A 16,275-nucleotide genomic window follows, 5' to 3' on the forward strand; every position below is an offset into this window, starting at 1 on the left:
CATGAGTTTTGACAGGGACGACCGCCGCGACTTCCGGGGTTATTTCGGCGCCGAGCCAGCGCCTTGCTGGCCGGGGGACGCGCGCCTCGCCGTCTCCTTCGTGGTCAACGTGGAGGAGGGCGCGGAATATTCAATCGGCGACGGCGACGCGCGCAACGAGTTCACCTATGAGATCCGCGAAGAGGTCGAGCACGCGCCGGATCTCTGTATGGAGAGCCACTTCGCCTATGGCACGCGGCAGGGCTATGCGCGGATCGCCAAGGCCTTTGACAAGGTGGGTGCCAAGGCGACCTTCTCGACCTGCGGGCGGGTGGCCGAGCGCGCGCCGTGGCTGCTGCAGGACGCGGTGGCGCGGGGGCACGAAGTCTCTTGCCACGGCTGGCTGTGGGAGCGTCACGCCAATATGGCGCGCGCCGAGGAAGAGGCGGTGATCGAGCGCACCCATGCCGCCATCACCCGCGCCTGCGGTGTGGCCCCGGTGGGCTGGCACACCCGCTCTTCGGCCTCGGTGAACACGCGGCCGCTGCTGAAGGCGCGGGGCGATTTCCTCTATGACAGCGACGCTTATGACGATGACATCCCTCGCATGGACGGCGGCCATGTGATCCTGCCTTATGCGTTCGATACCAATGACATGCGCTTCTCTCCGGGGGGCGGCTTCGTGCAGGCGCGCGATTTCTCGGACTATGTGATCGGCGCGTTCGAGCGGCTCTACGACGAAGGCGGCGCGGCGGTGCGGATGCTCTCGGTCGGTCTGCATCTGCGTCTGATCGGCCGCGCTGGCCGGATCGCAGGGCTCGAGGATGTGCTGGCGCATATTTCGGCCCACGAAGGGGTGTGGATCGCCCCGCGCCGCGACATCGCTGCGCACTGGGCGCAGGTACAGGAGAGTCAAGGATGAGCGTGATGGAGCTTTCCGCCTGCGATCTTGCCGCCGAGGTGCGCGCGCGGCGCATCACGCCGCTTGAGGTAGCGCAGGCCGCGCGGGCGCGCGTCGCGGAGATGAACCCGCAGCTGAACGCGCTGACGCTGGTGAACCCTCGCCTTGAGGCCGAGGCCGAAAGCGTGGCCGCGCGCCTTGCCGAGGGTGAGGATCTGCCGCTCGCCGGGGTGCCGGTGGTCATCAAGGACAACATTTGGGTGAAGGGCCTGCCGATCACCCAAGGCTCGAGGTTGTTTGCCGATTTCATCGCGCCCGAGGACGCGCGGGCCGTGGCCCGGCTGCGCGCAGCGGGGGCGATGATCCTCGGCATCGGCACCTGTTCCGAGTTCGCCTGCAAGGGCGCCACCAAAACGCCGCTGCACGGCATCACCCGCAACCCTGTCGACCCGTCGCGAACGCCGGGTGGTTCCTCTGGCGGCTCGGTGGCCGCTGTGGCGGCAGGGATGGCGCCGCTGGCGCTTGGCACCGATGCGGGCGGCTCCAGCCGGCGTCCGCCTGCGCATGTGGGGGTGATCGGCTTCAAGCCGACGCAGGATCTGGTGCCTTACGGTCCCGGTTTCGACGAGCCGGTCTGGGGGATCTCGGTCATCGCGCCAATCGCGCGCCATATGGAGGACATCCAGCTTGCCATGTCGGTGTTGGCAGACGTGCCGCGGGCCGAGCCGCTGCGCGGCTCCTTCGCGGCCAGTGCGGATTTCGGCCTTGGCCAGCTGCTGGACCCGGATGTCGATCTGGCCTTCGCTGCCGCGATGGATGCCCTGCGCGGCGCCGGTCACAGCCTGACCGAGGCGGCGCCCGAGTGGGCAGGGCTGGACGGGATGGCCATCATGCCGCTGCAATACGCGGGGCTGGCGGCGCTCTTCGGGGATCGCTGGCAGCAGGATCCTGCGCTCTTTGATCCCGATCTCGGCGCGCAGATCGACAGCGGCCTGCGGCTCTCGGGCCGCGCGGTGGCGCAGGCGCATCAGGCCGGGCACCGCATGGCCCAGATCCTGCGCGATTTCCTCACCCGCTTTGACGTGGTGATCACCCCGACCACGCCCTGCGCCGCATGGCCCGCCGAAGACAGCGCGCCCGCCACCATCGCTGGTGCCCGCTGCGGCGGTCGCGATCACGCCGCCTTCACCCCGCAGGCCAACCACTCCGGCTGCCCGGCGATTTCGCTGCCCTGTGGCCGGGATCGCGAGGGCCTGCCGTTGGGCTTGCAGATCATCGCCGCCCCAGGCCGGGACGCGGCCCTTCTCGCGCTGGCGGCAGAGATCGCGCCGCTTTTGAAGCGCATCGACATCTTTCAGAAAGAGGCCCCGTGATGCGTCTGCTTCTCGTCAATCCGAATATGACCGTCGCGATGACCGACAGCATGGCCGCCATCGCGCGGCAGGTGGCTGGCGACCGGGCCGAGATCGTGCCGGTCACCGCGCCACGGGGGTTTCCCTATATCGCCTCGCGGGCCGAAGCGCAGATCGCCGGCGGCATCACGCTTGAGATGATCGCCGAGAATCTGCAGGGGATCGACGCGGTGATCGTCGCCGCCTTCGGCGATCCGGGGCTGGCAGGCGCGCGCGAGATCTTCGATCTGCCGGTGGTCGGCATGGCCGAAGCCTCGGTGCTGTCGGCAGCCATGCTCGGCGACCGCTTTTCGATCGTGACCTTCTCGCCGGTGATGAGCCGCTGGTACAGCGATTGCGTCATGGCGACCGGCCTCGGCGCGCGGTTCACCGGGGTGCGCACGCCTGCGGGACATGCCGCCGACGTGCTGGCAGCGCGCGAGGCGCAGCGCGCGGATCTGGTCGCTCTGGCGCGCGCGGCGGCGCTGGAAGATGGCGCCGACGTGGTGATCCTCGGCGGAGCGCCGCTGGCGGGGCTGGCGCCGGAAATCGCGGGCGAGGTGCCCGCCATCGTGCTCGACCCGATCGCCACGGCAACGGCGCAGGCGCTCACGCTGGCCTCGCTGCGCGCGGGCTTTGCCAGCCGCGCCTGCAAGCCGATTGCCAAACCCTCGGTCGGGCTGTCGCCTGCGCTGAGTCAGATCATTGCGACGGGGGCGGTGTGACCGCGCCGCGTCCCTTATTGCGGCGTGCGCGCCTCGGCCAGTTGCGCCTGCGTGCGCTCGACGAGGAACTCCGCGACCATACGCGCGGCGCGCGACAACGGACGGCGCGCGTCAATGGCGACCGAAATGCTTGGCGGGACGAGACCCTTGTCCTTCAGCGGCAGAAAGACCAACTCGCCCCGGATCAACTCGGGCAGCACGTCAAGCTCGGAGGTGATCATCGCCACATCTCCTTGCCGCAGCGCGGATTTCACCAGTTGCAGCGAATTGGAGGCCAGCACCGGGGCGTTCTCGGCGAAGAACCACGCGTAGCGCGCATCGAGATATTGCCGCGTCGGCAGCAACGCGCTTTGCGAGACCAGCGCATGACCGTTGACCTTGGCCAAAGAGGTCTCGGCTTCGGCGGCCAGCGGATGGTCCGGCGCGACGATGCAGCCAAAGCGCAGCTTGTCGGTCCAGAGGATATGCTGGTGTCGCAGACGCGGCAGGTTGAAGGCCATGGCGACCTCGACCGTGCCCTCGTCCAGTTCGCGTGCCGCATCGCTGGGCGCCATGATGTCGAGGTTGAGGCGGATGTGCGGGTGCTCTTCGCGCAGCCAGCGGTGCAGGTCGGCAAGCACACCGTTGCTCAGACTGTCCATCGCCGCAAGGCGCACGCTGCCGCGCTCTTGGCCGCGCATCTCCTGCAGGTCGGTCTCCAGCCGTTCCGCATCGGAGCGCCAGCGCCGCGCCATGACCACCATCGCCTCGCCCGCCGCCGTGGGCCGCATGCCGCGCGGCAGCCGCTCGAACAGCGGCGCGCGGTTCGCGTCCTCCAAGGACTTGATATGCCTGTCGATTGCCGAGGCGGCAATGCCAAGGGCGCGGGACGCGGCCTGTATGGACCCGTGTTCCGCCACCGCTTCGAGGTAGAGAAGGGGGCGCGGCACAAGGTGGAAACTCATCTGAAACGCCTCTCTCTGCATTCTCAATATGAGAACGGAGGATTACCTATTTTGCCATAGATGGCAATTCATCTCGCCGTTAACCTTGCTTCCAATCCGCCATGAAGGACTGCTCCCACCGATGACCGAACCGACACAGACACCCCTGCGCCGCGAGGCCTGCCAATGACCCATGACCTAGTGATCCGGGGCGCCCGCGTGGTCTGTCCGGGTGTGGTGTCGGAGTGTGAGATCGGCATCACCGGCGGGCGCATCGCGACGCTCGGTCGCGGTCTGGAAGGGCGCGAGGAAATCGACGCGGCGGGCCTCATCGCCATGCCCGGCGGGATCGACAGCCACGTGCATATCTCGCAGCCCTCGGGGCCGGGTATCGAGATGGCCGACGATTTCGCCTCCGCCACCCGTTCGGCGGCCTGCGGCGGCAACACCACCGTCATGCCATTCTGCCTGCCCGAAGACGGCCAGACGCTGCGCGAGGCGGTGACGGCCTATCTTGCCAAGGCCGAGGGGCAGTGCCTCACCGATGTGTCGTTCCATCTCATCGTGAAATCGGTGGACCCGGTCACGCTGGGGCAGGATCTGCCGGCGCTGATCGCGCAGGGGATGACCAGCTTCAAAGTGTTCATGACCTATCAGGGTATGCGGCTGAGTGATGCCGAGATCCTGCAGGTGATGGACGTCGCGCGCGAGCAGGGCGCGCTGACCATGGTCCACGCCGAGAACGAGGACGCCATCGAGTTCCTGCGCGACAAGGCCGAGCGGGCGGGCGATATCCAACCGCTGCATCACGCGCGCACCCGTCCGGTGCCGGTCGAGCGGGAGGCGACCCATCGGGCGACCACGCTGGCCGAAGTGGCGGATGTGCCGGTGATGATCGTGCATGTCTCGAATGGCGCCGCGCTTGATGAGATCCGCCGCGCCAAGGCGCGCGGCGTGAAAGTGCTGTCCGAAACCTGCCCGCAGTATATCACGCTCACCGCCGATGACCTCGACCGCGCCGGGTTCGAGGGGGCCAAATGGGTATGCTCGCCGCCGCCGCGCGATACCGGCGAACAGGCAGCGATCTGGGCCGGGCTGGAGCAGGGCGCGTTTGACGTCTTCTCCTCGGACCATTGCCCGTTCCGCTTCGCCGACACGGCGGGCAAGGATGCGCCCGGTGCACGGGCCTCTTTCCGCAATATTCCCAACGGCATCCCCGGCGTCGAGACGCGGCTGCCGATCCTCTTCTCCGAAGGGGTGACCAAGGGCCGGATTTCACTGACCGCCTTCGCCGCACTGACCGCGGGCAACCACGCCCGCATCTATGGGCTGCAGGACAAGGGTGCCATCGCGGTCGGCAAGGACGCCGACATCGTGCTGTGGGACCCCGAGCTTACCCGCCCGATCACGCAAGAGCGTCTGCATCATGGATCGGATTACACGCCATGGGAGGGCTTTGAAGTGACCGGCTGGCCGGTGCGCACGTTGCTGCGCGGCCAGACCGTAATGCTGGACGGCGCGCCCGTGGGGACGCCCGCCGGAACCCATGTCGCCCGCGCAAAACCCGAGGTGATCGCATGACCTATCCGCCTTTTGATGGCCGCCGCGTGGGGATGCTCACACCGTCGTCCAACACCGTGCTGGAGCCTTACACCTCTGCCATGTTTGCGCCTTTCGGCGATGCCGCAAGCGCGCATTTTGGACGGTTCCGGGTGGTCGAGATCTCCATGTCCGAGGCCTCGCAGTCGCAGTTCACGCTCGATCCGATTTTAGAGGCGGCAGAGCGGCTGGCCGAGGCCAACCCGCATGTCATCGCGTGGAACGGCACGTCGGCAGCATGGTTGGGGCTGGAAAAAGACCGCGCGCTCTGCGCTGCGATCACCGAGCGCACCGGGGTGCCCGCCACCTCCACCATGCTGGCCTATGACGCGCTTTACCGCGAGATGGGGGTGAAACGGCTTGGCCTTGTGACGCCCTATATCGACGATATCCAGACCCGCATCGCCACCAATTACGCGGCTCAGGGCATCGAGGTGGTGGCCGAAGCGCGGCTCGAGGACAAGGGCAACTACAGTTTCGCCACCTACCCGCCAGAGCAGGTGGGCGCGATGGTCGAAGAGGTGGCGCAGGCGCGCCCCGACGCCATCGCCATCGTCTGCACGAATTTCCGCGGCGCCCCCGTCGCGGCCCGCATCGAGGACGCCTGCGGCATCCCGGTGCTCGATTCCGTCGCCGTCACGGCGGCGCATTGCCTGCGCGAGGTCGGGCTCGACCCGGCGCGCGTGACAGGGTGGGGGAGCGTGTTCCAGCGCGTCGCCGCCTTCGAGACGACCTGACCCGACACAACAGCAAAGACCCAACAAGGAGACACTCCAATGATCCGCAAGATCGCAACCGGCGCCGCGGCGCTGGCCGTCCTCGCTATGCCTGCCGCCGCCGAGTCGCTGCGCGTAATGGGCCAGCCGGTCGCCACCGGCCTCATCCAGAAGAACGTCGAACAGCCGTTCTTTGAAAACTTCGCCGAAGAAACCGGCCTCGACGGCTATACCGCCGATTATCAGCCGGTGGATGTCACTGGCATCAAGGACACCGAGCAGCTGCGCATCCTCAAAGACGGGCTCTTTGACATCGTGTCGCTGCGTCTGAGCCAAGTGTCGCGCGATGAGCCGACGATCCTCGGCCTCGACCTCGTCGGCCTGAACCCGGACTATGAGACCGGCAAGGCCACCGTCGAAGCCTTTGCCCCCGTCGTCGACGCGCGCCTGCAGGAGAAGTTCAACACCAAGCTGCTCGGTGTCTGGCCCTTCGGTCCGCAGGTGCTGTTTTGCGAGCCCGAGATCGGCTCGCTGGCCGACCTCAAGGGCCTGAAAGTGCGTGTCTACGACCAGAACCTCGCCGAGTTTGTCAGCCTCGTTGGCGGCACGCCGGTGCCGATCGGCTTCCCGGAAGTGCAGCAGTCGCTGGCGCGCGGTGTGGTCGATTGCGCCATCACCGGCCCGTCGTCGGCGAACTCTGCGGGCTGGCCCGAAGTGAGCTCCTACACGCTGCCGATTGCCTTCCAGCTTGCGATGAACGGCTATGGCATCAACCTCGACACTTGGAACAGCCTCTCGCCGGAACAGCAGGACCAGCTTCAGGCCGGGTTCGACACGCTGGTCGGCCGCATCTGGGAGTACTCTGAAGAGCTGTTCGTCGACGCGGTGAACTGCAACACCGGCGCCGAGCCCTGCGAAACCGGCACCAAATATGACCTGACGCTGGTCGAGCCCTCCGAGGCCGACAAGGAGCTTGTCGGGACCGCCGTGCCCAACGTCTCCTTCCCGGCGTGGAAAGAGGTCTGCGACGCGACCAACGCGGGCTGTTCCGAGGCTTGGATGGACACCGTCGGCGCTGCCAAAAACATGTAAGCGACAGCGCGTCCGGGCGGGTTCCGCCCGGACGCCAGCCAGCCGGAGACCCTCATGGATCGACTTGCCACATGGATCAGCCGCATCTTCGGATGGGCGCTGCTGTTCCTTTCTGCCTTTATCGCGCTGGAGACAGTGCTGCGAAAGTTGTTCAACACCTCGCTTCAGGGCGCGGACGAGTTGGGCGGCTATGTGCTCGCCATCGGCGCGTCGCTGGCGTTCATCGTCGCGATGATCGACCGGGCGCATATTCGCATCGACGTGCTGCACGCCCGCTTCCCGGTCTGGCTGCAGGCGCTGATCGACTGGCTCTCGGTGATCTCACTGGGGGTGCTTGGGCTGTTTTTCCTCTACGTCGGCTGGTTCGTGATCTCTGACACGATGGAATATGGCTCGACCGCTGCGACGCCCTGGCGGACGCCGCTGATCTGGCCGCAATCGGCGTGGTACGCGGGGCTGGCGATCTTTGCGCTGTGCTCTTTCATCATGGCCGCGCGCGCCACGCGCCTCTTCTTCTCGGGCCGCTACGCGCAGCTGGCCGAGGAGTTCAATCCCGAAAGCGCCGAAGACGAGCTCGCGGATGAGCTCGAACAGCTGCAGGAGCGCTGACATGAGCATGATCGACGTTTTCATCGGCTTTACCGTGATGATGGGCCTGCTGCTGGCCAGCCTTCCGGTGGCCACGGTGATGGTGGCCATGGGGGTGCTGGGGGGCATGATCCTCTACGGGCCAGTGCTGCTCAAAAGTATGGGGCCGGTGCTTTGGGGCACCTCGAACGAAGCGGTGTTGACCGCCATTCCACTGTTCATACTTCTGGGCGAGCTATTGCTGCGCTCGGGGCTGGCGGACCGCATGTATGGCGCTCTGGCGCTCTGGCTGGGACGGCTGCCCGGTGGGCTTTTGCACACCAACATCGGCTGCTGCTCGCTCTTTGCCGCCACCTCCGGCTCGTCGGTGGCCACCGCCGCGACGGTCGGCACCGTCGCGCTGCCCGCCCTGACCGAGCGCAGCTACAGCCCCTCGCGCTCGCTTGGCTCGCTGGCTGCGGGCGGCACGCTGGGCATTCTCATTCCGCCTTCGGTGAACCTGCTGGTCTATGGCTCGCTCGCCAGTGTTTCGGTGGGCCAGCTGTTCATCGCAGGGGTGGTTCCGGGCATTCTGCTGACGCTGCTGTTCATGGTGTTCATCGCGGTGCAGGACATCCTGTCAGAGGGCGGTGCCCAGCATGACACCCATGTCCCGCTGCAGGTGAAGCTGCGCGCGCTGAAGCATCTTCTGCCCGCCGCCGTCGTTTTTCTGATCGTCATGGGCTCGATCTATCTCGGCATCGCCACGCCCACCGAAAGCGCAGCACTGGCGGTGGTGGTCGCGCTTGGGTTCGTTTGGGCCGAGGGCAAGCTGAGCCTTGCCTTCCTCGATCTTTGCTTCCGCAAGACCGCCAAGACCACCGGGATGATCCTGCTGATCATCGTCGCGGCCTTCACGCTCAACGTCACTCTGGCGCTTGGCGGGATCACAGGGGTGATGTCGCGCTGGGTCGAGGGGCTGGGGCTGACACCGGTCGAGCTTTTGTTCGCACTCATGGTCTTCTACCTGATCATGGGCATGTTCATGGACGTGCTGTCGATGCAGGTGCTGACCATCCCGATAGTGGTGCCGATCATCACAGCCGCGGGGATCGACCCGATCTGGTTCGGTATCTTCGTCGTGCTGATGTGTGAGCTTGGGATGATCACCCCGCCGGTCGGCATGAACCTCTACGTGGTGCAGGGCGTGCGCGGGGATGGCGGCCCGTTCATGGATGTCGTGGCTGGGGCGGTGCCCTATGCAGTGCTGATGCTGGCCTTCACCGCCGCGCTGATCTTCTGGCCCGGCATCGCGACGTGGCTGCCGGAGGCGATTGGCCGATGACCCCTCTCGACGACGCAACCACCCTTGTCGCCGGCTATCGGGCCGGCACCCATGACCCGCTGCGGGTGGCCGAGCAGCACCTCGCGCGCATCGCCCGGCTCGATCAGGAACTGAACGCCTATTCGGCGCAGGCAGGCGATGTGCTGGAGGAGGCGCGCGCCTCGCGGGACCGCTGGGCCGAGGGCAGGCCAAAGGGGCCGCTCGACGGGGTGCCGGTGATCATCAAGGACAATCTCGTCTCTGCCGGTCTGCCCGCAGCATGGGGCAACGCGGAACTCGCCCGCCGGGTGCCGGAGCATGATGAACTGCCGGTGGCGGCGGTGCGGCAGGCGGGGGCGATCATTCTCGGCAAGGGCAATACGCCCGAGTTCGCGGTGGAAGGCTACACCGGCAACGCGACGTTCGGCACCACCGGCAATCCCTATGCGCCGAACCTTACGCCCGGCGGCTCGTCGGGAGGGGTGGTCGCTGCGGTGGCCGCGGGCATGGCGGTTGCCGGGCTTGGAACCGATGGTGGCGGCTCGATCCGGCGCCCGGCAGGCTACACCGGGCTGTGGGGGCTGAAACCCGGCATCGGTGCGGTGCCGCGCGGGCAAGGGCTGGCGCAGGTGCTGCTCGATTTCGAGACGGTCGGCCCGCTCACCCGCTCGGCGCGCGATCTCGCGCTCTTTCATGGGGTGCTGTCTTGCTGTGTCCGTGGTCATCGCGCGGCCGCGCAGAGCCGCCCGCTGCGCGTCCTTGCGGTGGCGCGCATCGGCGAGGCCCCCTGCGATCCGGGCATCCTCGAGCGTTTCGGGGTGAGCGTAGGGCGGTTGGAGGCGCTTGGGCATGAGGTGACCCATGGCGCGCTGCCGCTCGATCTTGGGCCGCTCAACGAGGTCTGGGCACGGATGGCCGAGATCGGGCTTGCGCATCTCGGTTCTCGGGATCCCGAGGTTCTGGCGGCGGCGGCCCCCAAATATCGCGAGATGGCTGCGCGCGGGGCAGGCGGCTCGGCGGTGGAGCTTTACGAGGCGCTCAGCCGCGTCTTCGCGCTGCGCGAGGCGGTGCGCGGCCTCTGGGGCTATGACGTGATCCTCATGCCCACCGCCGCCGCGCCGCCATGGCCCGCCACCGAGGCCTTCCCGCCGCAGATCGCGGGCCAGCCCGCCGGACCGCGGGGCCATGCGGTCTATACCGGCTGGGTCAATGCCAGCGGTTTGCCCGCGCTCGCCTTCCCCGCGGGCCTGTCCCAAGGCTTGCCGGTCGGCATGCAGCTGATTGCGGACCAAGGCGGCGAGGGATTGCTGCTGGCGCTCGCCGCATCGCTCGAAGCCGCCGCGTAAGAATGGACGCCGGGGGCTGACGTCAGTCTCCGGTCTCTGCCTCGGCCACATGGCGCTTCACCGCAAGGAAGCTGTCGGGGGTGACCGAGATGCTATCAATGCCCGCGCGGACCAAAAGCTTGGCGAATTCCGGATGGTTGCTCGGTGCCTGTCCGCAGAGCCCGATCTTGCGCCCTGCTTTGCGGGCCTTGGCGATCACCGTCTCGATCATCCACAGCACCGCCGGATCGCTCTCAGAAAACAGGCTCGCCAGCGCCTCGGAGTCCCGGTCGATCCCGAGCGTCAGTTGCGTCAGGTCGTTCGACCCGATGGAGAACCCGTCGAACCGCTCGGCAAAGGCCTCGGCCTCGATCACATTCGAGGGGATCTCGCACATCACATAGACCTCGAGCCCGTCCTTGCCGCGCCGCAACCCATTCTCGGCCATGACCTCGAGCACGCGGTCCGCCTCGCCCACGGTGCGGCAGAAGGGGATCATCACCACCGCGTTGCGAAAGCCGATGGTCTCGCGCAGGCGGCGGATGGCGCGGCACTCCAGCGCGAAACCGTCGCGGTAAGCGTCGGAATAATAGCGCGAGGCCCCGCGGAAGCCGATCATCGGGTTCTCTTCCTGCGGCTCGAAGGTCGCGCCCCCCAGCAGCCCGGCGTATTCGTTTGTCTTGAAATCGCTCATCCGGATGAGCGCCGGGTGCGGATACCACGTGGCGGCGATACGCGAGAGGCCGCGCGCCAGCGTCTCGACGAAATATTCAGTGCGGTCGGCATAGCCGCGGGTGAGCCTGTCGATGGCGTCACGATCCGGGCCTTCGGGCAGGCTGTCGTAGCGGGTCAGCGCCAGCGGGTGCACTTTGACCTCGTTGGAAATCACAAACTCCATCCGCGCCAGCCCCACACCATCCGCAGGCAGCCGCCACCAGCGCGTCGCCGCCGCCGGGTTGGCCATATTGAGCATCACTTTGGTGCGGGTCTGCGGGATCTCGTCGAGCCGCGTTTCCTCGATCTCGAAACCGGCCTCGCCCGCGTAGATCACCCCCTCGTCGCCGCCCGCACAGGAGACGGTGATTGCCTGCCCGTCGTGCAGCAAATGCGTCGCCTGCCCGGTTCCGACGATGGCGGGCACCCCAAGCTCGCGGCTGATGATCGCCGCATGCGAGGTGCGTCCGCCGTGATCGGTGACAATGGCTGCGGCGCGCTTCATGATCGGCACCCAGTCGGGATCGGTGGTGGAGGTGACCAGCACCGCGCCATCGCGGAACCGGTCGATCTCTGCGGCGCTCTCGATCAGGCAGACCTCGCCCGTCGCCACGGCGCTGCCGACGCTAAGCCCCCTCAGCAGCGCTGCGCCGGTCTCTCCGAGCCTGTAGCTGCGGAAGGCATGGCTCTCGGTCCGCGACTGCACCGTCTCGGGCCGCGCCTGCACGATGAAAAGCGGGCCCCCCAGACCGTCGCGCGCCCACTCCATGTCCATCGGCTGGCCGTAGTGGCGTTCGATCTTCACTGCGATGCGTGCCAATTCGAGGATCTCGGCGTCCGACAGAACGAAGTTCTCGCGCTCGGCCTTGGCGGTCGGCACGGTGCGCGTCGGGGCCGCTGGGTCCGGGCCATAGATCATCTTGATCTCTTTGGTGCCCAAGCCTTTGTGCAGCACCGGCACGCAGCCCTCATGATCGAGAAACGGCTTGTAGACCTGATATTCGTCCGGGCTCACCGCGCCCTGCACCACCGTCTCGCCCAGCCCCCAAGCGGCGTTGATCAGCACCAGCTTGTCAAAGCCGCTTTCGGTGTCGAGCGAGAACATCACCCCCGACCCGCCCTCGTCCGACCGCACCATCAGTTGCACCCCGACGGAGAGCGCGACGCCCAGATCGTCAAAGCCTTTGAGCCGCCGGTAGGTAATGGCGCGGTCGGTGAAGAGCGAGGCATAGCAGCGGCGGCAGGCAGCCAGCAGCGCGGCTTCGCCGCGGATATTGAGAAAAGTCTCCTGCTGGCCGGCAAAACTGGCGTCGGGCAGATCCTCGGCGGTGGCCGAAGAGCGCACGGCCACTGCTGGATCGCTCACGCCGGCACGGTCCGCAAGCGCACGATAGGCGGCGCGGATCGCGGTTTCGATGTCTTCGGGCCATGTCCCGGCGTTCACCTCGGCGCGAATGCGGCGCCCGGCGTCGCTCAGCGAAATCCGCCCTTCGGCAAGTTGGCCAAGCTGATCGGACAGCACAGTACCAAGGCCGTTGGCGTCGATATACGCGCGAAAGGCGGCGGCGGTGGTCGCGAACCCGGGCGGCACGCGGATACCTTCAGCCCCGAGCCGCGCCACCATCTCGCCGAGCGACGCGTTCTTGCCGCCCACCTCCGGCACATCCTCCCTCGCCAGATCTTCGAACCATTTCAGCATGACCGGCGCGTCGCGCGCATCAGGTCCCATCGCTCCATCCTCCCTCAGGTCGAGGTCAGGATAGCCGGAGGCTGCGCGCGTGACCTTGATTGCGCTCAATCTCTGTTGCCGCCGTCGGGCGCGGCGGCCGGGGCGGCGACTTTGGCCTATAGCGCCATAACCTCTGCGCGCTGACGAAACGGTGTTTCGGTGATCCGCCGGAGGCCCGAACCGATCGGCAAAGAACCACCTGCGGATCGGGCGGATCGCGAATTGGCGGGACTCCGCCTTCACTTATGGGTTTGCTCGCCTAGATGTCAGAGTCTCGATAATTTGATTTAGATGGCCATGCCGAACTCCAATGCACTGTCGAAGGGAGCGAGAAAATGATCCCTTCTCTCGCCTTCTTCACCTTCTGCATCGGCTACGCGCTGGTCTCTTTTCTGGTGGCCGTCCTGTTTCGCGATGGGGTTCTCGCGGATGTGCTCGGCACGCTGACCTCGGAGCCGGACGTCTCGCTCTGGTATGTGGCGGTCATTGCGGTGCTGGTCTCGGTCTGGGCCTTTTATGCCGAGACGCGGCGGGGTGTCGCAAAAGGTAGAGCCGCCGCCAATGTCGCCATGGTCTACGCCGCGGTGCTGGCGTTGCATTTCGGCTTTACGCTGTTCAAGACCACGATGCCGCAGATCGTGCCCTATTACGCCGATCCCTATCTGGCGCGGTTCGATGCATGGCTGCATGGGCAGGCGGACCCTTGGGCAGTGATCAACCGGCTGTTCGGCCCCGACACCATGCTGAGCCTCAGCCCGCTCTATCACGGGCCGTGGCTGATCGCGGCGCTGCTGTTTCCGGTCGTGCTTGTGACCTGCGACGAAGATCAGGCCCGCGTGAAGCGCTATCTGGCGCTCTATTGTGCAAGCTGGATCGTCATCGGCAACATGCTGGCGCTGGGGGGAATGTCGGTGGGGCCGGTCTTTTACGACCGCCTCTATGACGGCAATCGCTTTGCGTTGCTGACCCTGACGCAGCGATATGCGGGGCTCGACGGCACCACCATGGGTGCCCTTCAGGAGTACCTATGGGAGATGTATGCCGCGGGGCGCGAAAGCTTTGGCACGGGGATTTCCGCCTTTGCCTCGGTGCATGTGTCGGTGGCCACGGTCGTCGCGCTCTATTGCGGCGAGCGCTCTGCCCTGCTCGCCTTCCCGGCGGCGCTGTTTTGCGCCGCGATCCTGCTGCTGTCGATCTGGAGCGGCTATCACTACGCCGTGGATGGCTATTTCTCGATCGGCGTCATGGCGATGCTGTGGATTTACCTGCGCAAACGCGCGGCGCCTCAGGACATGGCGGCGCGGCTTGCGGCGCAGCCCGTCGCAAGGCCGATCCGGGTGCGCCGGGACTGAGCCCGGGCGTTTTCCCGATCCATAAGCAGCCTTGCGCCGGTACGGGCGCGGCTCAGAACCCCACAGCGTCCGCGCCTTTGGTGTCGAGGATTTCGCGGGCTTCGTCGGGGCTGGCAAGCTCCAGCCCGAGCCCTTCGATGATCTGCCGCGCCTTGGCGACCTGCTCGGCATTGCTGCGCGCGAGCTGTCCCGGACCGGCCCAGAGTGAATCCTCGAGACCCACGCGCACATGCCCGCCCATGGCCGCGGACATCGCGGCGATCGGCAGCTGGTTCTTGCCCGCGCCCAGCACCGACCAGCGGTACTGATCGCCGAACAGCCGGTCGGCGGTGCGCTTCATGTGCATGACGTCGTCGGGATGCGCGCCGATGCCGCCCATCAGGCCAAACACCGTCTGGATGAACAGCGGTGCCTTCACCAGCCCCTGATCGAGGAAATACTTGAGGTTGTAGAGATGGGCGGTGTCATAGCACTCGAACTCGAAGCGGGTGCCGAGCGCGCCGAGCGTGGTCAGGATGTGCTCGATCTGCCCGAAGCTGTTGTTGAAGATGATGTTCTTATTGCCGACATAGTCGCGCTCCCACTGGTGTTCGAGGTTGGGAAAGCGCTGCAGCATCGGGAAGAGGCCGAAGTTCATCGAGCCCATGTTGAGCGAGGCGATCTCGGGCCGATGCGTCGCGGCGGGGCGCACGCGCTCCTCGATGCTCATGGTCGGCGCGCCGCCGGTGGTGATGTTCACCACCACGTTCGAGGCCTGTTTGATCACCTTCAGGAACGGGCTGAACGCCTCGGGGGTCTGGTCCGGGCGGCCGTCTTCGGGATCGCGGGCGTGCAGATGCACCACTGCCGCACCAGCCTCGGCGGCACCGATGGCGGCATCGGCGATCTCGGAGGCGCTCACCGGCAGATATTCCGACATCGAGGGGGTATGGATCGCGCCGGTCACGGCGCAGGTGATGATCACCTTGCGGGATTTTGCCATTGGGGTCTCCTTGGATCAGTTTTGCTCGGCGGCGAGGTGGCGGCGCAGCGCGGCGAGGCGCGTGTCGCGGCGGTCCTGCCGTTCGCGGATTTTCTCGGGACTGCGGTCCTGCGGCCAGCTTGCGGCGATCTTTTCGGCCTGCGCGACCGAGAACACCTCGGGGCCTGCAGGCTCGGCGGCCAGTCTTGCATAAAAGCCGCCGTAGCGCGCCGCGTAATCGGTGATGCCGCCGGGGGCGTTGAGGTCGATGGTCTCGATCGGGCCGATCAACGTCCAGCGCAGGCCAAGCCCGTGTTTGATGGTGGCGTCCAGCCCCTCGACCGACACCGTGCCCTCGCCGATCAGCCGCAGCGCCTCTCCCAGAAGCGCGCCCTGCAGGCGGTTGAGCACGAACCCGTCGCGCTCGCGGGCCATCGTCACCGGCACCTGACCGATGGCGCTGTAGATCGCCTCGGCCGTCTCCATCGCGGCGGCATCGGTCCAGGGCGCGGGGCAAAGCTCGACCACCGGCACCAGATGCGGCGGGTTTACCGGGTGGCCGACGAGGCAGCGCGCGCGGTGGGTGAGCGTCTCGGTGAACCGCGAGGCGACGATGGCCGAGGTCGAGGAGGCGATCACCGCATCATCCGGGGTCGCGGCGTCGAGCCGGGCGAAAAGCTCTGTCTTCACCTCGATCTTCTCGGGGCCGTTCTCTTGCACGAAGGCGACATCCGCCACCGCCTCTTCCAGCGTCGGGCAGGTGCGGATGCGGGCCAGCGTGCCGGGCTTGTCGTCGAGCAGCTTCTCGGTGATCAGCGTGTCGCAGAGCGCCTCGATATCGGAGGGGAAGCGTTCGAGCACGCCGGGGTCGGCGTCCCAGACCTGCACCTCATATCCAGCGCGGGCGAAGAGCGCGCTCCACGAGCGGCCGATCAGCCCGGCCCCGATGATGGCAACCTTTTGGGTCATGGAAGGTC

General features: G+C 66.8%; 14 protein-coding genes. 10 read left to right on the plus strand and 4 right to left on the minus strand.

What is annotated here, in order from left to right; translation table 11 throughout:
* Position 1: 1 nt before the first annotated feature.
* The 3 genes from AYJ57_RS24095 to AYJ57_RS24105 are packed head-to-tail and all read left to right on the plus strand — an operon-like array spanning position 2 to position 2,996.
* Positions 2–901 carry a polysaccharide deacetylase family protein gene (locus tag AYJ57_RS24095; RefSeq protein WP_066111884.1) on the plus strand — a complete coding sequence of 300 codons (900 nt, stop codon included), beginning with the start codon at positions 2–4 and terminating at the stop codon, positions 899–901.
* A complete protein-coding gene (locus AYJ57_RS24100) occupies positions 898–2,253 on the plus strand; it encodes an amidase (protein WP_066111886.1) in 1,356 nt (451 codons plus the stop codon). The genes AYJ57_RS24095 and AYJ57_RS24100 overlap by 4 nt, the downstream gene beginning before the upstream one ends.
* Positions 2,253–2,996: an aspartate/glutamate racemase family protein gene (locus tag AYJ57_RS24105; protein WP_066111888.1), complete on the plus strand. Its 744-nt coding sequence runs from the start codon at positions 2,253–2,255 to the stop codon at positions 2,994–2,996. The genes AYJ57_RS24100 and AYJ57_RS24105 overlap by 1 nt, the downstream gene beginning before the upstream one ends.
* Before the next feature lie 14 nt (positions 2,997–3,010).
* Here AYJ57_RS24105 and AYJ57_RS24110 read toward each other — a convergent pair whose 3' ends face one another.
* Positions 3,011–3,940: a LysR family transcriptional regulator gene (locus tag AYJ57_RS24110; protein WP_066111890.1), complete on the minus strand. Its 930-nt coding sequence runs from the start codon at positions 3,938–3,940 to the stop codon at positions 3,011–3,013.
* Between the two features lie 165 nt (positions 3,941–4,105).
* On the opposite strand from AYJ57_RS24110, the gene hydA reads away from it, so the two are divergent.
* From hydA to AYJ57_RS24140, 6 genes are read left to right on the plus strand one after another with little or no spacing between them, the layout of a single operon-like run.
* Positions 4,106–5,500, plus strand: a complete 1,395-nt coding sequence (gene hydA / locus AYJ57_RS24115) for a dihydropyrimidinase (RefSeq protein WP_066111892.1) — start codon at positions 4,106–4,108, stop codon at positions 5,498–5,500.
* The gene (locus AYJ57_RS24120) at positions 5,497–6,255 is read left to right on the plus strand and encodes a maleate cis-trans isomerase family protein (protein WP_066111894.1); all 759 of its coding nucleotides are present in this window, start codon (positions 5,497–5,499) and stop codon (positions 6,253–6,255) included. Before hydA ends, AYJ57_RS24120 begins: the two co-directional genes overlap by 4 nt.
* A 39-nt stretch (positions 6,256–6,294) precedes the next feature.
* Positions 6,295–7,326, plus strand: a complete 1,032-nt coding sequence (locus AYJ57_RS24125) for a TRAP transporter substrate-binding protein (protein WP_066111896.1) — start codon at positions 6,295–6,297, stop codon at positions 7,324–7,326.
* A gap of 54 nt (positions 7,327–7,380) precedes the next feature.
* Positions 7,381–7,935 carry a TRAP transporter small permease subunit gene (locus tag AYJ57_RS24130; RefSeq protein ID WP_066111898.1) on the plus strand — a complete coding sequence of 185 codons (555 nt, stop codon included), beginning with the start codon at positions 7,381–7,383 and terminating at the stop codon, positions 7,933–7,935.
* 1 nt (position 7,936) lies between these two features.
* Complete coding sequence (locus tag AYJ57_RS24135) at positions 7,937–9,238, plus strand: TRAP transporter large permease (RefSeq protein WP_066111900.1); 1,302 nt, start codon at positions 7,937–7,939, stop codon at positions 9,236–9,238.
* Positions 9,235–10,563: an amidase gene (locus tag AYJ57_RS24140; RefSeq protein WP_066111902.1), complete on the plus strand. Its 1,329-nt coding sequence runs from the start codon at positions 9,235–9,237 to the stop codon at positions 10,561–10,563. Before AYJ57_RS24135 ends, AYJ57_RS24140 begins: the two co-directional genes overlap by 4 nt.
* 22 nt (positions 10,564–10,585) lie before the next feature.
* Here AYJ57_RS24140 and ppsA read toward each other — a convergent pair whose 3' ends face one another.
* A complete protein-coding gene (ppsA, locus tag AYJ57_RS24145) occupies positions 10,586–12,985 on the minus strand; it encodes a phosphoenolpyruvate synthase (RefSeq protein WP_066111903.1) in 2,400 nt (799 codons plus the stop codon).
* A 335-nt stretch (positions 12,986–13,320) separates the two neighbouring features.
* Here ppsA and AYJ57_RS24150 point away from each other — a divergent pair, with 335 nt between their 5' ends.
* Entirely contained in the window at positions 13,321–14,337 is a 1,017-nt protein-coding gene (locus tag AYJ57_RS24150) for a phosphatase PAP2 family protein (protein ID WP_083191520.1), read from the plus strand.
* 52 nt (positions 14,338–14,389) lie between these two features.
* Here the strand turns inward: AYJ57_RS24150 and AYJ57_RS24155 are convergent, their stop codons facing one another.
* Both AYJ57_RS24155 and AYJ57_RS24160 read right to left on the minus strand, forming a co-directional pair.
* Positions 14,390–15,319 (minus strand): 3-keto-5-aminohexanoate cleavage protein, encoded by a 930-nt coding sequence (locus AYJ57_RS24155; RefSeq protein WP_066111904.1) that lies wholly within the window; start codon positions 15,317–15,319, stop codon positions 14,390–14,392.
* 15 nt (positions 15,320–15,334) lie between these two features.
* On the minus strand, positions 15,335–16,267 hold the full coding sequence (locus tag AYJ57_RS24160; protein ID WP_066111906.1) for a 3-hydroxyacyl-CoA dehydrogenase: 933 nt from the start codon (positions 16,265–16,267) through the stop codon (positions 15,335–15,337).
* Positions 16,268–16,275: the final 8 nt, after the last annotated feature.

Origin of the sequence: Salipiger sp. CCB-MM3 (assembly GCF_001687105.1) — a bacterium.
Classification (GTDB): Bacteria; Pseudomonadota; Alphaproteobacteria; order Rhodobacterales; family Rhodobacteraceae; genus Salipiger.